11 protein-coding genes are annotated in these 21,718 nt (G+C 49.8%); 9 read left to right on the forward strand and 2 right to left on the reverse strand.

Annotated elements, in window-relative coordinates:
• The first annotated feature begins 86 nt into the window (after positions 1-86).
• Complete coding sequence (locus tag AC0YNT_RS25470; protein ID WP_475807121.1) at positions 87-8,732, forward strand: hemoblobin-interacting domain-containing protein; 8,646 nt, start codon at positions 87-89, stop codon at positions 8,730-8,732.
• A 69-nt stretch (positions 8,733-8,801) separates the two neighbouring features.
• On the opposite strand, the gene AC0YNT_RS25475 is transcribed toward AC0YNT_RS25470, so the two are convergent.
• Both AC0YNT_RS25475 and AC0YNT_RS25480 read right to left on the reverse strand, forming a co-directional pair.
• Positions 8,802-10,112 carry a glutamate-1-semialdehyde 2,1-aminomutase gene (locus AC0YNT_RS25475; RefSeq protein ID WP_475807122.1) on the reverse strand — a complete coding sequence of 437 codons (1,311 nt, stop codon included), beginning with the start codon at positions 10,110-10,112 and terminating at the stop codon, positions 8,802-8,804.
• A 499-nt stretch (positions 10,113-10,611) separates the two neighbouring features.
• Positions 10,612-11,664, reverse strand: coding sequence for an LCP family protein (locus AC0YNT_RS25480; RefSeq protein ID WP_167278775.1), 1,053 nt, complete (start codon positions 11,662-11,664; stop codon positions 10,612-10,614).
• 247 nt (positions 11,665-11,911) lie between these two features.
• On the opposite strand from AC0YNT_RS25480, the gene AC0YNT_RS25485 reads away from it, so the two are divergent.
• The 8 genes from AC0YNT_RS25485 to AC0YNT_RS25520 all read left to right on the forward strand — a co-directional run bounded on the left by AC0YNT_RS25485 (position 11,912) and on the right by AC0YNT_RS25520 (position 21,596).
• Complete coding sequence (locus AC0YNT_RS25485) at positions 11,912-12,994, forward strand: ABC transporter ATP-binding protein (protein WP_475807123.1); 1,083 nt, start codon at positions 11,912-11,914, stop codon at positions 12,992-12,994.
• Positions 12,991-13,785, forward strand: a complete 795-nt coding sequence (locus AC0YNT_RS25490) for an ABC transporter permease (RefSeq protein ID WP_475807124.1) — start codon at positions 12,991-12,993, stop codon at positions 13,783-13,785. Before AC0YNT_RS25485 ends, AC0YNT_RS25490 begins: the two co-directional genes overlap by 4 nt.
• Positions 13,786-13,791: 6 nt before the next feature.
• Positions 13,792-14,583, forward strand: a complete 792-nt coding sequence (locus AC0YNT_RS25495) for an ABC transporter permease (RefSeq protein WP_475807125.1) — start codon at positions 13,792-13,794, stop codon at positions 14,581-14,583.
• 50 nt (positions 14,584-14,633) lie between these two features.
• A complete protein-coding gene (bcp, locus tag AC0YNT_RS25500) occupies positions 14,634-15,101 on the forward strand; it encodes a thioredoxin-dependent thiol peroxidase (protein WP_475807126.1) in 468 nt (155 codons plus the stop codon).
• A gap of 141 nt (positions 15,102-15,242) precedes the next feature.
• Positions 15,243-16,532 carry a polysaccharide deacetylase family protein gene (locus AC0YNT_RS25505; RefSeq protein WP_475807127.1) on the forward strand — a complete coding sequence of 430 codons (1,290 nt, stop codon included), beginning with the start codon at positions 15,243-15,245 and terminating at the stop codon, positions 16,530-16,532.
• A 74-nt stretch (positions 16,533-16,606) separates the two neighbouring features.
• Positions 16,607-17,632 carry an AAA family ATPase gene (locus AC0YNT_RS25510; RefSeq protein ID WP_475807239.1) on the forward strand — a complete coding sequence of 342 codons (1,026 nt, stop codon included), beginning with the start codon at positions 16,607-16,609 and terminating at the stop codon, positions 17,630-17,632.
• Positions 17,629-19,122, forward strand: a complete 1,494-nt coding sequence (locus AC0YNT_RS25515; protein WP_475807128.1) for a DUF58 domain-containing protein — start codon at positions 17,629-17,631, stop codon at positions 19,120-19,122. The genes AC0YNT_RS25510 and AC0YNT_RS25515 overlap by 4 nt, the downstream gene beginning before the upstream one ends.
• Positions 19,122-21,596: a DUF4129 domain-containing transglutaminase family protein gene (locus AC0YNT_RS25520; RefSeq protein WP_475807129.1), complete on the forward strand. Its 2,475-nt coding sequence runs from the start codon at positions 19,122-19,124 to the stop codon at positions 21,594-21,596. The genes AC0YNT_RS25515 and AC0YNT_RS25520 overlap by 1 nt, the downstream gene beginning before the upstream one ends.
• Positions 21,597-21,718 lie beyond the last annotated feature (122 nt).

Consider the following 21,718-nt stretch of genomic DNA (forward strand, 5'->3'; position numbering starts at 1 on the left):
TATGCCAGGGCGTTCCTTTTCTATTGCCAAAATTCATTTTTTCAAGAAAGAATCGCTAAGAATAACGTAAGAGAGGGGAAACGGCGTTGATACAAAAAAAGAGAAAAGGCAGTCGTCTTCGTAGGAGACGGATGTTGTCACTAGTCATGTCGGTCATGATTCTATTAACCTATCTTCCATCTGCTGTATATGCATCATCAACAACTACAATGGACGTACCTAGTGCAGGAGCAGCAGATGTAACCGGTCACTGGGCTGCAGAACAAGTGAATAAGTGGACATCCAAAGGTCTGGTCAGCAGCTACCCGGATGGCAGCTTTAAGCCAGAGCAGCAAATTACTCGTGCAGAGTTTACGAAATTGATTAACAGCTTGTTTGGCTTCACTGTGAAAGGTGAAGATAGCTTCTCAGATGTAGCAGCAGGTGCATGGTATACGGATCAGGTTGCTATTGGTAAAAAAGCAGGCTTCATTAATGGTTACCCAGATGGAACATTCAAGCCAAATGCGGCCATTACGAGACAGGAAGCTGCGAAGATTGCAGCAGGATTGTTCCGTCTGCCTGCAGTAACGGGCAATGACCCTTTAAGTGCCTTTAATGATAAAGCGCAAGTTGGCGCATTTGCAGTAGAATCATTTGCCCAATTAGTAAGCGGGGGCTATCTGAAGGGATTCCCTAACGGCACCGTTCAGCCGCTCAAATCGATCACTCGTGCAGAAGCAGTTGTGCTGCTAGATCGTTTGGCAGGCGAGGCTTACACGAAAGCTGGTACTTACAAGGATCAGCAGCTGACTGGCAATGCGCTGGTTAATAAAGACGGAGTGACAATTGAGGATGCAGCCATCGGCGGCAATCTGTTCTTAACTGCGGGCATTGCTGAAGGCGATTTCACGCTGAAAGATTCTGAGGTGAAAGGCACCATCTATGTAAGCGGTGGTGGTGTTCATAGTATTCATTTTCATAATGTGAAAGCGCACAATATCGTCGTAGATAAGAAAGAAGGACCAGTACGTATCGTGATCGAGGATTCTAATATCGATGATATGGATCTTAATACGAATACGGTTCTTGAAACAGAAAATACGGATATTGATCATTTGAACAATCATTCATCTGATTCTACCTTGAATGGAAAGAAGCTGGACAAAGGGCAGAAGCAAGTGGGTAGCAACAGTAATAGCGGAAACGGAAGCACGAATTCTACACCAACACCAACACCGGACGAAGATGAGTGGGAGCTGGTCTGGAATGATGAGTTTGACGGAACAGGCAGCCATCTCGACACGAATGGAGTAAACCTCGAAAAGTGGGGATACCAGCTTGGTACAGGTTCGCAATATGGCCTTGATGGCTGGGGCAATAACGAGCAGCAGAGTTATGAAGCTGACAATATGAAAGTAGAAGATGGCAAACTTGTTATTACGGCGAAAAAAGAAGCTAACACCAATAATAAGCCGTATACTTCAGGCAGAATTTTCACACAGGACACTTTTACCAAAGCTTATGGCAAATTCGAAGCAAAGCTGAAGCTGCCGAAAGGCCAAGGCTTCTGGCCAGCCTTCTGGATGATGCCAGCAACAAGCGAATACGGCACTTGGGCATCGTCTGGCGAGATTGACATTATGGAGGCTGTAGGCAGACTGCCAGATGAAGTTTCCGGAACCATTCATTATGGTAAAGCCGCTCCTGGTAACCGCTACACAGGTAACAAATATACCTTCCCAGAAGGTGTAGACTTTAGCGGTGAGCATGTATATGCCGTTGAATGGGAACCAGGCGAAATTCGCTGGCTGGTAGACGGAAAAGTCTATCAAACGCAGAACAATTGGAACAGCTGGGGGATTGATCAACCGGCGAAATATGCTTATCCGGCACCGTTTGATAAGCCGTTCTACATGATCCTGAACCTGGCAGTTGGTGGTAACTTCGACGGTGGTAAGATGCCAACGGACGACAATGCCCGGACGATGGAAGTAGAATATGTCCGCGTTTACGATAAGAAAGGCGGATATTCAACTGCTGGTCTTGAGGAGCCGAAGGTAGAGCAGGAACCATTGCCGGCTGATCATAAAGAAGCGATTAACGGTAACTACTTACATGATGTTAGTTTTACCAATGGTTTCAAGACAGTAGCAACAGAAACGGATACTCTGGATCCGGAAAAATGGAATTTCGTTCACGTTCCGACTTATAATGGCGAAGGTTCTATCGGGACGGATAATATTGGCGGTACAACTTATGCGAAAGCAGAAATTACAAACGGTGGATCGCAGGATTATTCCGTTCAGCTCATTCAGAACGTAACGGTAGGTAAAGGCAGATATTACAAGCTGTCCTTTGATGCCAAATCCAGCACGAACCGGACAATGTCCGCTAAGATTGGCGGCGGGGCTGACCGCGGCTGGGGCACTTATTCGGATGTTTTATCTGTTAACCTGACTGATGAGTTTAAGAACTACAGCATGACCTTCCAGATGGCAGCAGATACCGATGTTCTCGCTCGACTTGAGCTCAATATGGGTCTCAACACGAACCCTGTCTGGATCGGTAATGTGAAGCTGGAAGAAGTAGATGCGCCAGATCCATATAATGAGGATGCGGCGAAAGAGCCTATTAACGGCAATCATGTCTACAACGGCAGCTTTGATCTTGGAAGATTGGACCGCCTTACGTACTGGCATTTCGATACGACAGACGGAGCAGCAGCAATGGCTTCGGTTGACCCAGATAATCGAGAGTTCACAGCGAATATTACAAACGGCGGTACCGGAGCTGCTTCGATTACATTGCTGCAAAAAGGCGTAAACCTCATTCCTAACAATGATTATGAAGTGAAGTTTAAGGCAAGTGCAGCATCAAACCGTACCATAAAGGTCGGTATTCAGAAGCAGGACGGCACAAATGTGGTTGATCCTATTGAGGTGAACCTGACCGCGTCATCAGCTGTACAGACGGTGAACTTCAACTCTGCTGAAGCAGCGGATGATAAAGCGATCCTAGTCTTTATGCTTGGTGGTAATGATGCAGATGTAACGATTGATAATATTGTTATGACCCGCCTCACGAACAATGGCATCGGTGATCTGCCGCTGGCGGATCAGTTCCCGCTCAAGAATGGTGACTTCTCGAACGGCAAGACTTCTTGGAACCTGCATGTTCAAGGCTTCTATGACGGCTGGGACAAGGTGACCGGATACACAGAAGATGCAGGCAGCATGAAAGTGAATGTTAGCAGCGTTGGCAACAATCCTTGGGACGTTATGCTGATGCAAAATGACTTCAATCTGCACAAAGACAACAGCTACGTCGTATCCGTCGATCTCAAATCGACGGCAGAACGTGACGTTGAAATTGTGGTAGATAATGCTGGCGGACGACTGCTCTCGAAGATGGAGCATTTGACGGCAGATTACCAGACGTTTACGTACGAACTGCCTGTTACGGCTGATACTCTAGCATCCTTTAAAGTACTGCTTGGCAAGCAAACAACAAATCCAGCTGGAGCACATGATGTGTACATGGATAATGTACGCGTAGAGATTAAAGGTGCCCGAGACAAAGCCTTCCTATTAAAGAACGGCTACTTTGCAAACGAAGGTGCTAATTGGTCTCAGCATGTGCAAGGCGTATACGACGGTAACTCCAAAGCAACCTTTGATTTTACAAGCGGCAGAGCCAAGGTGAACGTTGAGAATGTTGGTGCGAATCCTTGGGATGTGATGTTGTATCAACAGCCTCTGCTCGTTAAGAAAGACATGACTTATATCGTTACGTTCGATGCAAGATCTACGCTTGCGAAGAACATGGAAGTGATCGCAGAGAACGGTACCTACACACGTTATCTGAATGAGAAAGTAACACTTGGTGAAACGACCAAGAGCTACTCGTTTGAGTTCACGATGCCAAAGGATGATACGGTAGGACTGAAATATCTGCTTGGTAAGAATGGCGATGCTTTGGCCGTCCATGACGTCTTTATTGATAATGTCCGATTCGAACGGAAAGGCGCGAAGGATGCATTAGGCGAAAAAGCCCCATTAGTCAATGATATCCGGCTGACTTCCGCACCAATCGTAACGCCTGATGTAACGGACAACAGTCTTGGCAAAGACATTACGTTGACCTTCGCTTTCCAGCCGGGCTGGAGCAGCTCGATTAAAGCGATTACGGTGGACGGTACGGCAATTGCGGCTGAAGATTATACGGTTGGAACAAACAACATCACGATCACAGCAACTGTCTTTACGGCTGCAGGCAATCACGTCATTGTGTTCCAAGCTTCCGGTTATGAGCTGGGGCAGGTGACTCAAACGATTGAAGCAGAGCAAATGTGGAGCCTGGTCTGGTCTGATGAATTTAACGGTGATGCGGTTACTCCGGATACCAACGGCGTCGATCTGTCCAAATGGGGCTACCAAGAAGGTAACGGCTCCGAATATGGCGTAGCAGACTGGGGGAATAACGAGCAGCAATACTACCGTAAGCAAAATATTACCGTAGATCCGGAAACGGGAAACCTTGTTATTACGGCTAAGAAAGAGACATTTAACGGCAAGCCTTATACCTCCGGCCGTCTCTGGACCAGCAATACATTCACAAAGGCTTATGGTAAATTCGAAGCTAGGATGAAGCTTCCAGAGGGAACGGGCATTTGGCCAGCTTTCTGGATGATGCCTGCTGACAGTGAATATGGCGGATGGGCAGCTTCTGGCGAGCTCGACATTATGGAAGCAAGAGGACGCCTGCCGCAAGAAGTTGGCGGCACCATCCATTACGGCAAGAACGCTCCGAATAATAAAGCAACAGGGGCAGCTTATAACTTCCCTGAAGGTGAATCGATAACCGGCTATCATACCTACTCGGTAGAGTGGGAGCCAGGTGAGATCCGCTGGTATGTGGATGGCACTCTGTATCAAACCGTTAACAACTGGAACAGCTGGGGAGCGGATCAACCGGATAAATATGCATACCCCGCGCCGTTTGACAAACCGTTCTATATTATTCTGAACTTGGCAGTTGGCGGCCAATTTGACGGCAACCGTCTCCCAGCCGACAGCGGCCTGCCGGCGAAAATGGAAGTGGATTACGTCCGTGCTTATGATCTGACAGGCCGCCCTTACCGTACACCGGTAGAGCCGGATTCGAAGGATGAAATCCCAGCCAACGCAAAAGCGATCGTTGACCAGGATTTCGAGCATGGTCTGACAGATATTACGGACTCTACACAAGCGCTTGATGCGAACTACTGGAACTTCCTGCATACGCCTGATTTTGGCGGCACAGGCTCTGCAACCGTCGATAACATCGGTGACGATAAGTTTGCCAAAGTATCCATCACAAACGGCGGCAATCAGAACTACGCCCTGCAATTGATTCAATATGCGACGATTACGAAAGGCCATGCTTACAAAATCAGCTTTGATGCTAAAGCATCGGCAGCAAGAAATATGAGCTTAAAGGTTGGCGGCGATGCCGATAACGGCTGGGGCGCATATTCGGATAACTTCGATGCAGCTCTGACGACCAATTTGAAGCACTACGAATACCGCTTCTTGATGAACAACGATACAGATCTTGCTGCACGACTGGAGCTTAATCTTGGTCTCAATACGAATACGGTATGGATCGGCAATATTAAAATCGAAGAAGTAGATAGTGTCTCTCAAGCTAATGGTCCGAAGGCTCCGCTTGGCAATGGACAGCACGTCTATAATGGAAACTTCGATCTTGGTACGATGGACCGTATGTCTTACTGGAACTTCGCAACATCCGGCGACGCGAATGCATCTGCTTCGGTTGACCCTGCTGTTAGACAGCTTGAGGCAGCGATTACTGACGGTGGCAACATTCCAGCGGACATAACGCTGACGCAAAAAGGGATCAATCTGCTGCAAACCGATTCCTATAAGCTGACTTTCAAGGCTTCTGCGGATTCGAATCGTTCGATTAGCGTTTCATTTGTAAGTAAAGATGGCAATACCGTCTATGCTTCGGATGAATTTACACTTGGCGCTGCATTGGGGAATCAGGAGTTCACCTTCACGATGCCTGTTGGCGTAACGGATGAGGAAGGGCAGCTTGTCTTTGGACTCGGAGGAAATGACGCGGATGTTGTGATCGACAACGTATCCCTGATCCGTACAACCAATAACAACTTTGACTTCACAGGCGTAGATCTGTTCCCGCTGAAAAACGGAGATTTCTTCGCTGGCCTGCTCAGTTGGGAGCAGAATTCGCAAGAGGGTGGAGCAGCACAATTTACGACGGAGGATGGCGCTGCAAAGATCAATGTAACAAGTGTAGGTAACCAGCCGTACAGCAACATGCTGATTCAAGGCGGCATGAGCTTCAAAAAGGGCTTGACCTATACATTGGCGTTTGATGTGAAAGCATCCGTTGCGCGTGATTTGCAGGCAACACTTGAGAATGCATCTTACGTACGGAAATTTGATTCCGGTGTTCAATCTATAGGTACAGACTGGACACATCTCACCTTTACGGTTCGTCCGAATGCCGATGAGCTGCTTGCCCTTAAAATCATGCTGGGCAAAACACCTAACGCAGCAGTTGGTACCGTATGGATCGACAACGTTGTGCTTGAGGTGGAAAATGCACCGGTGAAACGTCCGCCAACAATGGTTGCGGATAGCACAAATAATTTGGCTGGCCAAGAAATCGTCATTCCTTTTGCAGATGACGCAGCTTGGAGAGGCGCTATTACATCTGTTTCTGTAAATGGTGTGGTATTAAATGCTTCGCAATATGCCGTAAAAGTTGGCACATTGACGCTTCACCCGGACGTCTTCTCGGTTGACGGGAACTATCCAGTAAAAGTAACAGCTAGTGGGTATGGCGATGCTGTGATCACGCAGCAAGTCTTCTCCGGGGATGGCAATCTGGTTCTGAACGGCAGCTTCACGAACGGCACGATGAACTGGGAGTCCTGGAAAGGCGCCGAAGATTACTCATCTATTTCCGTAGAAGGTGAGAAGGCGAAGATCCAAATCAATTATAACGGCGGTTTGGATCCGCAATGGCATGTGCCTTACACGTGGTCCACGCAGTTCATGCAATCCGGTATTCAACTGAAAGCCGGCAAAACGTATGAGCTTAGCTTTAAAGCTTCGTCTACGGTTGACCGTCCGATTCTGGTAGAACTGACCGGCTACAACAATAATCAGCAAGTGGTGTTCTTTATTACGGGTGATGAAGCTGTCTACTCGAAAGTGCTGAAACCAACCGCTGATATGACCTTAACCGTGAAGTACCTGCTTGGTAATGTGATTAATGGTGGTCAAGTGACACCAGAAGGTGAGCATACGATCACGATTGACGAGGTAGCTGTCCGCGAGAAAGTATCTCCACCAGCTGTAGCTGCCGATGCAACAGACAATAAACTGACTAATCCAATTGAGCTGACCTTTACAGACAACACAGCTTGGAGAAATGCAATTACAGGCATCACGATCGACGGCGCAGCTGTTGATGCAAGCAAGTATACGATTGCAACAGGCAAAATGACGTTCGACACATCGCTCTTCCCGTCTATCAAGACGTATGCGATTGTTATTCTGGCTAATGGTTATGCGGCTGCGGAGGTATCGCAGGAAGTGAAGACGAATGCGAAGAACGTTGCGATCGGAAGCACAGCAACGGCTTCATCCAACAATCAGCCTGCGGCTAATGCCATTGATGGGAAGACGGGTACAAGATGGGAGAGCGCTTCTCAAGATCCACAGTGGATTTCACTCGATCTGAAGAAGCTTTATAAGCTCGATAGTATTATGCTGAGCTGGGAAGGGGCTTACGGTAAGACATACACGGTTCAAGTCTCTACAGCGGCAACGCCTGGAGATAACGACTGGACCACAATCTTCACCGAGCCCTCCGGCAACGGCGGTATCGACAACATTACCCTGCATGGAGAAGAAGCCCGTCATGTACGTATCTATGGCACCGTAAGAGGTACGACTTATGGCTATTCACTCTATGAATTTGAAGTATACGGCAACCCGTCTAATCCGGATCCAGTACTGTCTCTTGGGCCAGTTCTGACAGCCGATTCTTCGGATAATAAAGCAGGCAGCAGCATCGATGTTACCTTCTCAAGCAATATCGCATGGGAAAATGCAATTACAGCTGTAAAAGTGAATAATACCGTACTTGCTGCCAATCAATATACCGTTGCAGCAGGCAAAATCACACTGAATGCCAGCGTATTTGCAGCCGCCGGCAGCTACACTATAACGGTAGTTGCTACGGACTACGCGGATAATGAAGTGACGCAGGTGATAACTGCGGATGTGAATCTCGCGCTTGGTAAGACAGCAGCTGCTTCTTCCGCACAAGGCCCTTATCTAGCTGCGGAGGCAACTGACGGCGATCAAGGCTCCAGATGGGGAGCAGACTGGGAAGCAAACTCGGATAACCATCCGGAATGGATTTATGTTGATCTCGGTGCAGTAGAGACCTTCAATAAGCTTGTATTGAACTGGGAAGGAGCGTACGGTAAATCGCTTGTCATTCAAGTGGCTCAGCCAGGTGCTGATCTGTCCAGCAATGACAGCTGGTCAACTGTCCATACCATCACGGGGCAGTCGCTTAGCGGGGAAGGCTTGAAGCAGACGATTAATCTTGCTGCTCCGGCAGAAGGGCAATATGTAAGGATCTATGTAACGGAGAAAGGTCTTGCTGCTTACGGTCCATCGTTATATGAAATTGAGATTGACTAAGAACTAGAAAAGCCACCTCATCGAACTGCCTTACGGCAGCTGGTGAGGTGGCTTTTTGATAGTGTTAGATTACAGCTTCGAGAAGGCAATTTCAGCGGCTGCGAGAGTAACCTCGATATCTTCCTTTGTATGCGCGGTTGTCAGGAACCACGCTTCATATTTAGAAGGCGCTAGGTTGATACCCTGTTCCAGCATCAGCTTGAAGAAGCGGCCGAATACTTCGCCGTCCGTATCCTGCGCTTCATCATAGTTGGTAACCGGATGATTACAGAAATGCGTCGAGAACGAACCGCGGATTTGGTTGATCGTAAGTGGGATGCCATGCTTGGAAGCAGAGGCACGAAGACCATCAGCCAGCATCGTTGCCAGATCATTCATATGGTCATAGATGCCAGCTTCCTGCAATACTTCAAGGCAGGCGATACCCGCCGAGATAGAGGCCGGATTCCCCGCCATCGTCCCTGCTTGATAAGCTGGACCAAGCGGAGCAACCTGCTCCATAATTTCTTTGCGACCGCCATAGGCGCCAATCGGAAGTCCGCCGCCGATGATTTTGCCAAGAGCAGTAAGGTCGGGCTCAATCGCTTTGAAGTCCGGGAACACGTTAAACGTCTGAGTTGTACCGTAATGGAAGCGGAAGGCTGTAATGACTTCATCATAAATAACGAGTGCACCAGCTTCACGAGTCAGCTTGCAGACGCCTTCTAGGAAGCCTGGCTCCGGCATAACCATACCGAAGTTGCCAACAATCGGCTCGATCATAACAGCTGCTGTATCATCGCCCCAGCGTTCCAGAGCTTCTTTTAAGGCTGACAGGTTGTTGAAGGGAACGGTAATCACTTCTTGGGCAATACTCGTAGGAATACCGGCGCTGTCTGGAATACCAAGTGTAGAAGGGCCGGAGCCTGCTGCAACAAGTACAAGATCGGAATGGCCATGGTAACAGCCGGCGAATTTGATAATCTTGTTGCGTTTCGTGAACGCACGAGCAACACGGATTGTAGTCATAACTGCTTCCGTACCAGAGTTGACGAAACGTACTTTATCAAGCGAAGGAATAGCTTCCTTTAACATACGGGCCATCTGGATTTCCAGCTCTGTAGGCGTACCGTATAGGGTACCGTTTTGCGCGGCACGAACGATTGCCTCCGTAATATGCGGGTGGGCATGTCCGGTAATAATCGGGCCGTATGCGGCCAAATAATCGATGTAACGATTATCGTCTACATCATAGAAGTAGGCGCCTTCGGCACGCTTCATAAATACGGGTGCACCACCACCAACTGCCTTGAAAGAGCGGGAAGGGCTGTTAACGCCTCCGACAATATGCTTGAGTGCTTCTTCATAAAGCGCTTCTGAACGTGTACGTTGCATAGACATAGAATAAATCCTCCGTATAAGAAATATGTAAGCCATCCTTAATCAGTCGAACGGCCTTAAGGGTTTTTAAATCGACACTCCCCATTATCGCGCAGTCTGGACAAAAAGCAAAGTGCCGTGCTTTCCTCTGTCTATGAACAGGCTAGGCTATAGGGTGGAGGTCAATTTCAGGTAGAGAGGTATCGGACGTTACTCAGGTTGGATTTCATCCAACAAAATGGGCTATTGAGAATGGTAAGCTCGGCTATAATGGATTCCATCCAATGAAATGATCCAGCTATATCCCCAGAAGTCCAAGTGAGGCTATTTTTGTTGGACAATCTCCAACATAGAGCGGACTCTATCTTTAGAGTTGCCATTTCACTGTACAAAATCCAACATAGGCAGGTTAGAGGTGACGAGTACTGCAGGATGAAAAGCCTGACCGATATACAAAAGGACCTCAACTCCCGCCGCTAAGCGTGAGTATGAGGTCCTTTATTATTCCGTATGCTATATTTTATTGTGTTGTGCTGCTATTATCAGTTGTTGCATCCGTTCCGTTCTCCGCACCAGGCGAAGTGGATGGAGGAGCTACTGTATCATCCGATGCGAGTGTATCTTGAACCGAAGCTTTCAGTTCATCCAGATCACGAACGCCAAGAACGGATGCACCACCAACATGCTCTTCCGCAATGTTATCCATTGGAGGCACTTGCTGCGTACCTGCCAGATGGGATTCAACGCCAAGCTGGCCAAGCTTCAGCATATCGGTAACCTGCAGGTTCGTTTCGATGTAAGGCGAGACACTGTCCAGAATTTTTTTCATCTGAACGATGTTCCAGCCAGATTTAAGCTTATCAGCTACAGCACCCAAGAACTCACGCTGACGCTCTGTACGTGTGAAGTCACTCATTGCGTCATGACGGAAGCGAACGTATTGCAAGGCTTTGTCGCCATCAAGCAGCTGGTAGCCTTTCTTCAGATCGATATCGTATTTGTTCTCATCCGCGTTGTCCGTATAATGCATATCCTTCTCAACATCGAAGTAGACGCCGCCGATCGTATCGACGAGGGCTTTGAATCCTTCGAAATCGGTATACACATAATACTGAATATCAAGGCCAAGCAGATCACCAACGGTCTTCATCGCAAGCTGTGGTCCGCCAAGCGTTATAGCTGTATTGATACGCCCTTTGTCATGCCCTTCAATATCAATATACGTGTCACGCAGGACGGAGAATAGATGAGCTTTCTTAGTCACTGGATCAAAGGAGGCGATCATGATTGAATCCGAACGCGGCACCTGATTTTCTTCCAAGCCGCGGGCGTCACCGCCAAGCAGCAGGATGTTAACGCGTTCTGTACCCTCCCATTTCGGAGGTGGTTCAACGGTTTCGTTATTAAATTGTCCGAAGCGGGATTCTTCCTTCGACTTGCTGAAGTTGTCTAATGAATTGTATACGCCTGTGCCCCAGTACACTAAGGCAGCGACGCCAAGGACTATAACTACGAGAAAACCGCTGAGAACCCATTTCCAAGGTTTTCTTTTCTTTTTTGCTTGTGTAGCCATGACTGTAGTAGTGCTCCTTTCAGCAACTCTCCTGCAAAATGGTGTAAACCCAAATGAGACAGGCGATCTGATTAACCTAAGATGCCTGCCATTTACGCACAACAATAACTAATGTAATATTACATATCATAAAATTATAAAGCGGAACGATGGATAGAAGCAAGTTTTATCGTTTCCCTTGGAAAAAACTCATAATTCCTCGGGAAATGTCGACCGTTGTAAACGGAGAGGAGATTATTTAAAGCTTATGTTAGCGATTGATGTCAAAGATTTGCGAAAGCAGTTTAAAGTGCAAAAGAACAGAGAAGGCTTGTCCGGCGCACTAAAAGACCTGTTCAAACGTGAATATAACGAGGTTACAGCCGTTAAAGATATTTCGTTCCAAATTCCACAAGGCGAGATTTGTGGTTATATTGGTGAGAATGGTGCAGGCAAGTCAACTACGATCAAGATGCTTACCGGTATTCTGGTCCCGACAGCGGGACAGCTGAAGGTAAATGGATACGTGCCGTTCAAAGACCGTGAGAAATTTGTAGGAGGGATTGGTGTTGTCTTTGGACAGCGTTCCCAGCTGTGGTGGGATATCGGTGTTATTGAGTCTTTCCAGTTGCTGCGTAAAGTATATCGGGTATCCGAACAGGATTTCCGAAAAAGATTGGACAACCTGGTGGAGCGCCTTGATCTAGGTGAGCTGCTGAACCGTCCGGTCCGTAAACTGAGTCTTGGCCAGCGGATGCGCTGTGAGCTGGTTGCTTCGCTGCTCCATAATCCTTCGATCTTGTTCCTGGATGAACCTACGATTGGTCTGGATATCGTGGTGAAGACAGAAATCCGTGAGTTTCTGAAGGAACTGAACCGTGAGGAAGGCACAACCATACTGCTCACCACCCATGACCTACAGGATATTGAAGCGTTATGTTCCCGTGTCATTATGCTGGATGACGGCCGCATTATATATGATGGTGGACTTGAAGAGCTGAAGAATCGTTGGAGCAAGGGGCGCGAAATTCAATTCCAATTCGGTACCATAACCCCTCTGACCAAGCTGCAGCTGCTGACGGCAGGTCTTGATGTCACCTGGACAATGAACGAGCAGGGGGCTTCCATGTGGCTGCCGCATACGATTAATGTATCTGATGCTCTTGGCATGGTAGTTGGCGGGGCGGATATTCGTGATATTAAGATCCTCGAGACGAACACTGACGATATCGTGCGTGAAATTTATCGCTCCGGTTCGGCTTCAGCGTCAGCCGCTGCAACGCTGCTTGAAACGGACTCCCCCAAGCAGGAGGCTGAGGTGGAGCCTGAGAAGGAGACTTCTCTCCGATGATGAGCGCATACGTAGATTTTATCCGAATAAGGTTTCTAACGATGCTGGCTTATCGCGTCAATTATTACAGCGGCATTATTATCTATGCCATCAATATTGGCGCTTATTATTTTTTGTGGAAGGCGATCTTTGGCTCGGCCGAGACGCTTCAAGGCTTTACATTAGCTCAAATGACGACGTACATTGCGGTATCCTGGATGGCCCGCGCTTTTTACTTCAATAACCTTGACCGTGAGATTGCGAATGATGTCCGGGATGGCAGTATTGCGATGCAGCTTATCCGGCCATACTCGTACCTTGTTGTGAAAATGATGCAGGGACTTGGCGAAGGCTTGTTCCGCCTCATTCTCTTTATGGGGCCAGGTTTAGTTATTGTCTGCCTGCTCTTCCCGGTTAAGCTGCCGAAGGATCCGGCCGTATGGATTATCTATTTCGTCATGCTGATGTTTAGTCTGTTTATCAATTCGCAGCTTAATATTCTGACCGGCCTTGCGGCATTCTTCGTGGAAAATAACGAGGGTATGATGCGGATGAAGCGGGTTCTTGTCGACCTGTTCTCCGGCGTCCTCATCCCGATCGCTTTCTTCCCGGGTTGGCTGAAGGCGACGATGGAATGGCTGCCTTTCCAGGCGATTACGTATTTGCCAAGTGCGGTGTTTACAGGGCGTACCCCGATGAGTGAGGCTTGGGGTGTTCTGGGGCTGCAGGCGTTATGGTTTCTTATTTTGCTTGTGCCTATCATTTTTACTTGGCGGGCGGCCCGTAAGCGGCTGTTCGTGCAAGGAGGTTAATTCTAGATGCTGTATGCAGTGTTGTTCTGGGAATACATTAAAAACTATGCGAAGACTCGTCTGACTTACCGTGCTGACTTCTGGGTAGAGGTGATCTCGGACCTGATGTTCCAGGGGATGAACCTGGTCTTTATTCTGGTCGTGTTCCAGCACACGCCAACGCTTGGCGGCTGGACGGAGTCCGAAGTTATCTTTGTTTACGGCTTCTTTATGATCCCGTATGGCTTATTCTCGACTTTCTTTGGGATGTGGAACTTCAGTGAACGTTATATTGTGAAAGGCGAGATGGACCGGATTCTAACTCGGCCGGCGCATAATCTGTTTCAGGTATTGCTGGAGAATGTCGATCCGCCATCCCTGATTGGTTCGGTTGTTGGGGCGATCATTATGGCTGTTTGCTGGAATGATCTTGGACTAGCTTTCCATTGGTACTACGTGCTGATCATGCTCCTGTTCGTGCTTGGTGCCGTGCTTGTGTATGCAGGCATCTACACGGCGCTGTCGGCTATCTCGTTCTTCTCGGATGCGCCAACGGGCATCGTTCCGCTTATTTATAACGTTCAGAACTACGGTCGATATCCGGTTAACATTTATAATAAAACGATTCGTTTTGTTTTGACCTGGCTGCTGCCTTTTGCCTTCGTAGGTGTTATACCGGCTTCGTATTTCTTGGAGAAGAAAACGGATGACTTGTCGCAGCTGGCTTGGTTCACGCCTGTTATGGGGATCATCGTATTCGCGCTTGGTCTTATCATTTGGAATCATGGCGTGAAGCGTTACCGTGGTGCAGGTTCCTAAGCTAGAAGCTTAGATCAGCAGGTTAGGAGAGGTATTGGAGGAAAGTAATAATGAATGCAATCGAGGTTGGCAAGAAGGCGCCGGATTTTAAGCTGCCGGCATCAAACGGAGAAACGGTGAAACTAAGTGATTACCGCGGGAAAAAAGTTGTCATTTACTTCTATCCGAAGGATAATACACCGACTTGTACGCAGCAGGCTTGTGATTTCCGTGATGCGTATCCGGCAATGGCAGACAGTAATACAGTTGTGCTGGGCATCAGCCCGGACCCGGTTAAGTCGCATGAGAAGTTTATCGGCAAGCAGGGCTTGCCGTTCCTGCTGCTCTCGGATGAAGAGCATAAGGTATGCGAGAAATACGGCGTATGGCAGATGAAGAAGCTGTACGGCCGCGAATACATGGGCGTTGTCCGCTCAACCTTTCTCATCAATGAGAAAGGCAAGCTAGTCCGCGAGTGGCGCGGCGTGAAGATTAAAGGCCATGTCCAGCAGGTAGCGGATGAGGCAGCAAAGCTATAAAAGATCGAAGGCGGGCCCTGAGGGGCTCGCTTTTTTGTTGCAGCAGGTGATAAACAAATATGATCTGCTGGGCATTTGCTAGATTTGCCGCTCATATACTCTATTAGATCGATTACGAGAATAGAGAAGGGTGGCAGATTCATGCGCTTGGTGAAGCAGACGGGGTTATGTTTGTTTATTGTATGGTTTGGGCTGCTGGGGATTGGTACGGGAAATGGAGGAAAGACGGCTCTTGAGGCGGCATTTGCAGGTTTATCGAGTGAAACAGCAACTGCTGCCGGGCGTTCGATAGTAACAGAAAATTTAGCTGCAGGGGAAGGTAACCTGACTCTATTAAATCAGTTAGCTGATTCTAGCACAGAAGTAGTAGTCCAAGCTGCGGATAAGGTCAAGCCAATTGTATATCTGACCTTTGACGATGGGCCAAGCGAGCAGACGAAGCAAGTGCTTGCGATCCTGAAGCGTGAAGGCGTGAAAGGGACTTTTTTTATGCTGGGCAAAGAGGTAAAGCGTTATCCGACTATCGCCAAGCAGGTTGTGCAGGAGGGCCATGCGATCGGCAATCATTCGTATGATCATGTATATGCAGATCTGTACAGCAGCTTTGGGACGTTCGCCAAGCAGATTATGGATACCGATGATGCGATCTATAAAGCAATAGGAGTAAGAACGAATCTGGTTCGTGCGCCGGGTGGGACGTTTGGTAACTTCGACCAAGGCTATTTTGACGCGCTTGCGAAGGCAGGTTATATCGTGAACGACTGGAATGTAGACAGCGGGGATTCGACGAGGCTGAATGTCCCGGCAAAAGAAATTATAAGTACGGTTGAAGGCTCGAAGTTATCCAGCAAAGTTGTTGTACTCATGCATGACAGCTCCATTCACGGAGAATCGGTGAAGGCTTTGCCGGAAGTGATTTCTTTTTTCAAAAAGAAAGGGTATCAATTCGCCGTCTTGACCGACAAAGTGAAGCCAATCCAGTTCCGGCTTGCGGAGTCTATCAAATGGAAACGTCCGAAGGTTACGGAAGCTGAGTCGCAGACCCTCGTTCAATATATGGCACGAACAAGAACAACTGTAGAAGCACCAAACCAACAAAGCTTGGTTGTTCATGCGGGCGATTATGAGATTGATTTTGCCCCAGCTGACTATCAAATGAGTAATGGAACCATCGAAGTTCCTCTTCGTCAATTGGTGGCAGGACTGAAAGGTATTATTCGATTAGACGTCTCAAACGGCATTGTCGAGGCTATGGTTAATAATCAAAGCGCGAGCTGGACAGCAGCTGAGGTGGGAGGAAGCGGACTATCGTTCCCGAGCCGGGTTATGGTGCCGCTTAGGGATACGCTGCAGCAGTTTAATTATAGGATTAGCAAAATTACGGTAACGACGGATAAAAGAGAGATTTGGGCAGACTCTATCACCATCTAGCAGGTCTAAATATAGCGGCGCGTGGCGATACTGAAAGATAGAGAAGCTATTTTTCAGGAGGTTGAATGGAAGAGATGATAGCGCCAAAATTCGAAGGATCGTCGCCCGGAAGACAGGAAGCTCAGCCATGGCCGGAACCACCGCAGGTGCTGCTGCAGAGACTTATTCATAGAATAGATCATGTTTTGCTAGGAAAAAAAGAAACGGTTACCCATCTTATCACAGCTATGCTAGCTGGTGGTCATGTGCTGCTGGAGGATGTTCCCGGAGTGGGGAAAACGATGCTGGCAAGCGCTTGTGCACGCGTTCTTGGCGGTGAATTCAAGCGGATCCAGTTCACATCAGATATGCTGCCTGCAGATGTCATTGGCGGTTCAGTCTGGGACAGCCGGATCAGTGAGCTTGTCTATCGGCCAGGGCCAATTATGGCTAATATTGTCCTTGCAGACGAGATCAACCGTACTTCACCACGTACACAGTCGGCTCTGCTGGAGGCAATGGAGGAGCGGCGCATCAGTATTGAGGGAGAGACGCGCAAGCTGCCTGAGCCGTTTGTATTAATTGCGACGCAAAATCCATTAAGTTATGAAGGAACAAATACGCTGCCGGAAGCGCAGCTGGATCGTTTCATGATGCGGCTGTCCATCGGTTATCCGTCTATGGAGAATGAAGCGAGGATGCTGGAGCAGTATGCAGCTGGCTCAAGACCCGAGCCTCATCAACTGCGGCCAGTGCTTATGCTGGAGGAATGGCTGCGGATGCAGCGCGAAGCACGCCTCGGTCATGTTCATCCAGGACTGCTCGAATATATGGCAAAAGTGACAGATGCGACAAGACGAGCACCTGAACTGGAGTTAGGCTTAAGCCCCCGTGCGGGACGTGACTGGCTGCGTGCAGCGCAAGCCAGAGCCTATGTAGAAGGCAGACGGTATGTGCTGCCGGATGATCTGTTTGCAACGGGAGAGGTTGTTCTGACGCATCGTCTGAACGGAATAGCTGCTGGTGGAAGAAGAGCGTCAGAAGCATTAACACGTATTATGCGAAGTACACCGCTGCCGGCATCAATTGCTCCTGCCTCTATGACAGGGAGACACAGATGAAGGCGCAGCGGAATGATTCGGATTTGGCAGTAACGGATCCCTCACAAGGGCATATGACGCAAGGAAGTCAGGCAGGTGCTTCTTCAAAAAACGTATCGCAGTCGCAGTTAGATGATCAAATCCCATTGTTTGAAAAAACAGGTAAGCTGTATTACCGCACGAGGTGGGTAGCTTGGCTGATCATAGCGATAGGCTGGTCTGTAAGCTTGGCAGCTGTTCTTACCAAGGGCGGAGCCGTGGAAATGTACATGCTGATTGTGCTTAGCTTCTTGCCAATCATTTCGATTGTGTTGCCATTGCTTTCAGTAATTGGCCTTTCCATCAGCCGGACCATTCAGGTCCAGCAGGTGAAGGACGGCGGTAAGGCGGATGTTCAGCTTACGATAAAGCGATCTGCCGCGATGCCATTTGCTTGGCTTGCTGTTCATGATGGCATGGTGAATACGAGCTCGAAAGAGAAAACACGTCTGGACTATCGCTATATTGTCATGCCTTTGTTTCAAAAAGAGGTGCAAATCAACTACTCCATGCTTGCAGTCAGACGTGGAGAGCATCAGTTCGATCAGGTAACGGTAACCGTTGGCGATTGGCTGGGCCTTACGGCCATTCATCGCAAGCTGGCATGTCCGGGTGTGCTGCTTGCACTCCCTGCACTGCCGGAAGAGATCGGAAAACGCGCGGGCCGATTACATGGAGCGATAGCTGAGCAGATATCTGGCGATTCCTCATCAGCCTATATAAGTGATAATGGAGAGATTAGCGAATCAGTGGTGGACAAGCTGATTCAGCAATCAGGGATTGGACCAGACAGCAGGCCTTACCGCGAGGGCGATTCTTTGCGTCATATCAATTGGCGTGCCGCAGCCAAAGGCCGTGGCATGTTCACGAAGCAGCATATGCTCGAACAGCCGGCAGAAGTGATCGTCATTGCGGATACATTTGGTGCCGCCTACAGTCAGGATGGTCGTCTGTTTGATGCCTGTCTCGGGTGGACAGCCCGTGCTATAGAGCGGGCGGCTTCAGAAGGCTGCGAAGTACGGCTGATCACGGCGATAGCAGGAGCAGCGAAACAACCAAAGAAGGATAACGAGGCAAAGGCAAAGTCGTCGCGAAAAGAGAATGCGCGGCGGGGAAGCTTGTCCCAGCAGACAAAAGCTCATTTGGAGCGACTGGCTAAGCTGGCGCTTACCAGTACGGCTGTCACAGCAGAGAACTTGCGGTCTGAGCTTGGCGGATTGAAGCCGGGCGGGATGATCCATGTTTTTACGGCTGAGTGGAAAAATGGTCAAAGCTGGACCCAGCTCGCTGCTTATGCCGCCGAACAGGGCTGCCGCTTGGAGCTGCATTTGGTAACGAAGCAGTTGGTGTTGACCTATGCGATGCGTGAGCAGCAAAGGCAACTCGAGCAGGCAGGGATGGTTCTGAACTGGCTTGCTTATCCAGAGCAGATGAACCAGCAGCCGCAAGTGGTGGAAGGAGGCGGCAAGTAATGCGAGGGATCAATCATGAGAACGGCTCACTTGGCTTCCGGCTGCTGACAACGGTTCTGCTGTTTGGCTTATTAGCTGAATGGATGCTTCCATGGCTCCGTTACGGGGAATGGGCGGATGTGTACCAGGTTGGTCCACTTCTTGTCGTTGTAGGCTGCGTGATGATAGCGGGGCTTTTCCGTCCCACTTGGTATATGTCGCTGCTGATGAATGGCGTATTATGCCTTATCACCCTTATGCTTTTATTTAAAGGGGACGACCAGAACGCTCTGCAATGGCTGGTCCATTATCCGCAGCAGCTTGTGGAGGATATCAAACAGCTGTTTACCTACGGCATGTGGACAATGAGTAATGAACTACGGACATTGCTGTTGTTCGTCGGTTGGGCGATGCTGGCTCCTGCTTTGCAGGCACTGGTATGGATGAGGCAGGTAGCCTTGGGGCTGACCGCTATTACGGCGGCTTACTTGCTAACGCTGCATATATGGGTAGGGATGGATGTTTTTGATGGATTGCTGCGTACGTCTGCGGAAGGACTGCTGCTAGGGGCAGTTGTCACCATTGCCAGGGTCAAACGTCTGCATGGCGGCAGCAGTGAGTACGATCGGCAGATTCATCCGAAATGGCTTGCCGCTGGTGAATTTCTCGTGCTGTTATGTGTAGGTATCGGCATGCTGATATCGAGCGGCCAGCCAAGGCAAACAGAGCCAGCTGCATGGACGGTAACAGCAGCGAATCGTCTCGAAGAGGCGATGGTTGAGCTTGGGAAAGCAGATTACTCCGCAGCAATGCAGGCAGCAGCCGGCACAGCGGGCCAAAAACTTTCGCTTACGGGGTATGGCTTTGACGATAGTGAACTTGGTGCGTCTATCACGCCGGATGATACGGTTGTGTTTAATGGTTTTTCCCCGGTTCAGACCTACTGGCGGGGTGAATCCAAATCCATTTATGACGGCCGCGGCTGGAGCAATAGCTGGAGCGGGAAAGTGCTGAATCCGGTAGAAAACGGCGATAAGCTCGATAAGCCATCGGAGGTTGCTGTCAGCACCGATTCGGGTAACCAGGTCATTAAGCAGACTGTTGTGATGAAAGAGCCTTCGGCTGCGCAAGGGCTGCCGCTCTTTTACGCAGGAAGCTCGGGGCGGGTTGTAAGCCTGTCTGCGATTGATCCAAATCGGCAGTTAAGCACGTATGTCGAAGATGAGCTGGCTGATACGCTTTACGCAGCAGATAAAGAGGCAAAGGTTGAGCGGTATACTGTTGAGAGCAGGCTTCCGGTTACCGATGTATCTGTACTCCGCAGCTCGGACCGCTCAACATTCGAAGGAAATACGGCGGCGCTGAATACAGCGGCGGATGAAGCAGATCTCTCGGAGTATTTGCAGCTGCCCGATTCCATTCCAAGTCGTGTAAAGGCATTAGCGGATGAGATTGCCGGAGCGGGCAAGACGAGTCAATATGACCGGGTCAAAGCGGTAGAGCAGTATTTGAAGAACAACTACAATTATTCGCTCGACAGCGCGGTTCCGCCTAAGGGAGCAGATTTCGTCGATTACTTCTTGTTTGAGCAGCAACGCGGTTATTGCGTTCATTTTTCAAGCGCAATGGTTGTCCTGCTCCGAGAAGAAGGCATTCCTGCGAGATGGGTAAAAGGCTTTGTGTCCGGCACGCCGGTATCTACGGCGGGCTTCGAGGAGACCAGCGCAGCCGGGACCCTCTATAATGTGCGTGCCAAGGATGCGCACGCTTGGGTAGAGGTATACTTCCCCGGCGTAGGCTGGGTGCCGTTTGATCCAACGCCAGGCTTTGCTGGCGGTATGGGGCCAGTGGATGTCGACGCCGGAATTAACGGGGCGTCGGATGGGGTGGCATCGGCGGGTAATGCCGATGCTGCTGCGCCAGAGTATGCCGGAACGGACGGCATGCTGGCGCGGTTTGAGGCTGCGGCGGAACGTGCAGCCTCGGCCGTGTCGCGAGGGGCGGATGCCCTCGCGGAGGCGGCGCAGAGCGCCGCAAGCGGTGCGGCGGCGGCTTCGCCCGCCGCCATAGCCGCCGCAGGCGCGGCCGCGCTGGTGCTCGCGGCCGCTCTGGCGGCAGCGGCGCAGCGCAAGCGGCTTCGCCTCGCGCTGGCGCTGCGCCGGTACCAGGCGGCGCATGCCGCTGGCCGCGCCGCCGCCGTGCAAGAGCAGTTCGCGGCAGTATCCTCCGCGACTTGGATACTGCTCGGCCGCCGCATTCTCGTGCGGCCGCCGCAGCACACCGCGCGCGAATACGCGGATGCCGTATCGGCGTCGATACCCGGCGCGCGCGCCGATGCACTGAGGCGATTCATCGCTTGGGACGATGCCGCCAGATTCGGGCAGCGGGGCGACTGGCAAGCCCCGCCTCCGGAGGAGCTTGCCGCCGCGATACAGGCGCTGCTCGGCAAGCCCCGCAGCACAGGCACATCGGCTGCGGTTCATGCCGCCGAATAACACAAGCCCGTCCCCTGATTGACTGGGGGACGGGCTTTTTGCGTTGAAGAGAGCAGGAATAAGCGAGTTAAGGTCCCTGAGGGATCCTAAAGGTGAGAAAAAGGGAGCAAGCTTGGTGTTTA

The organism is Paenibacillus sp. J22R56 (assembly GCF_056269375.1).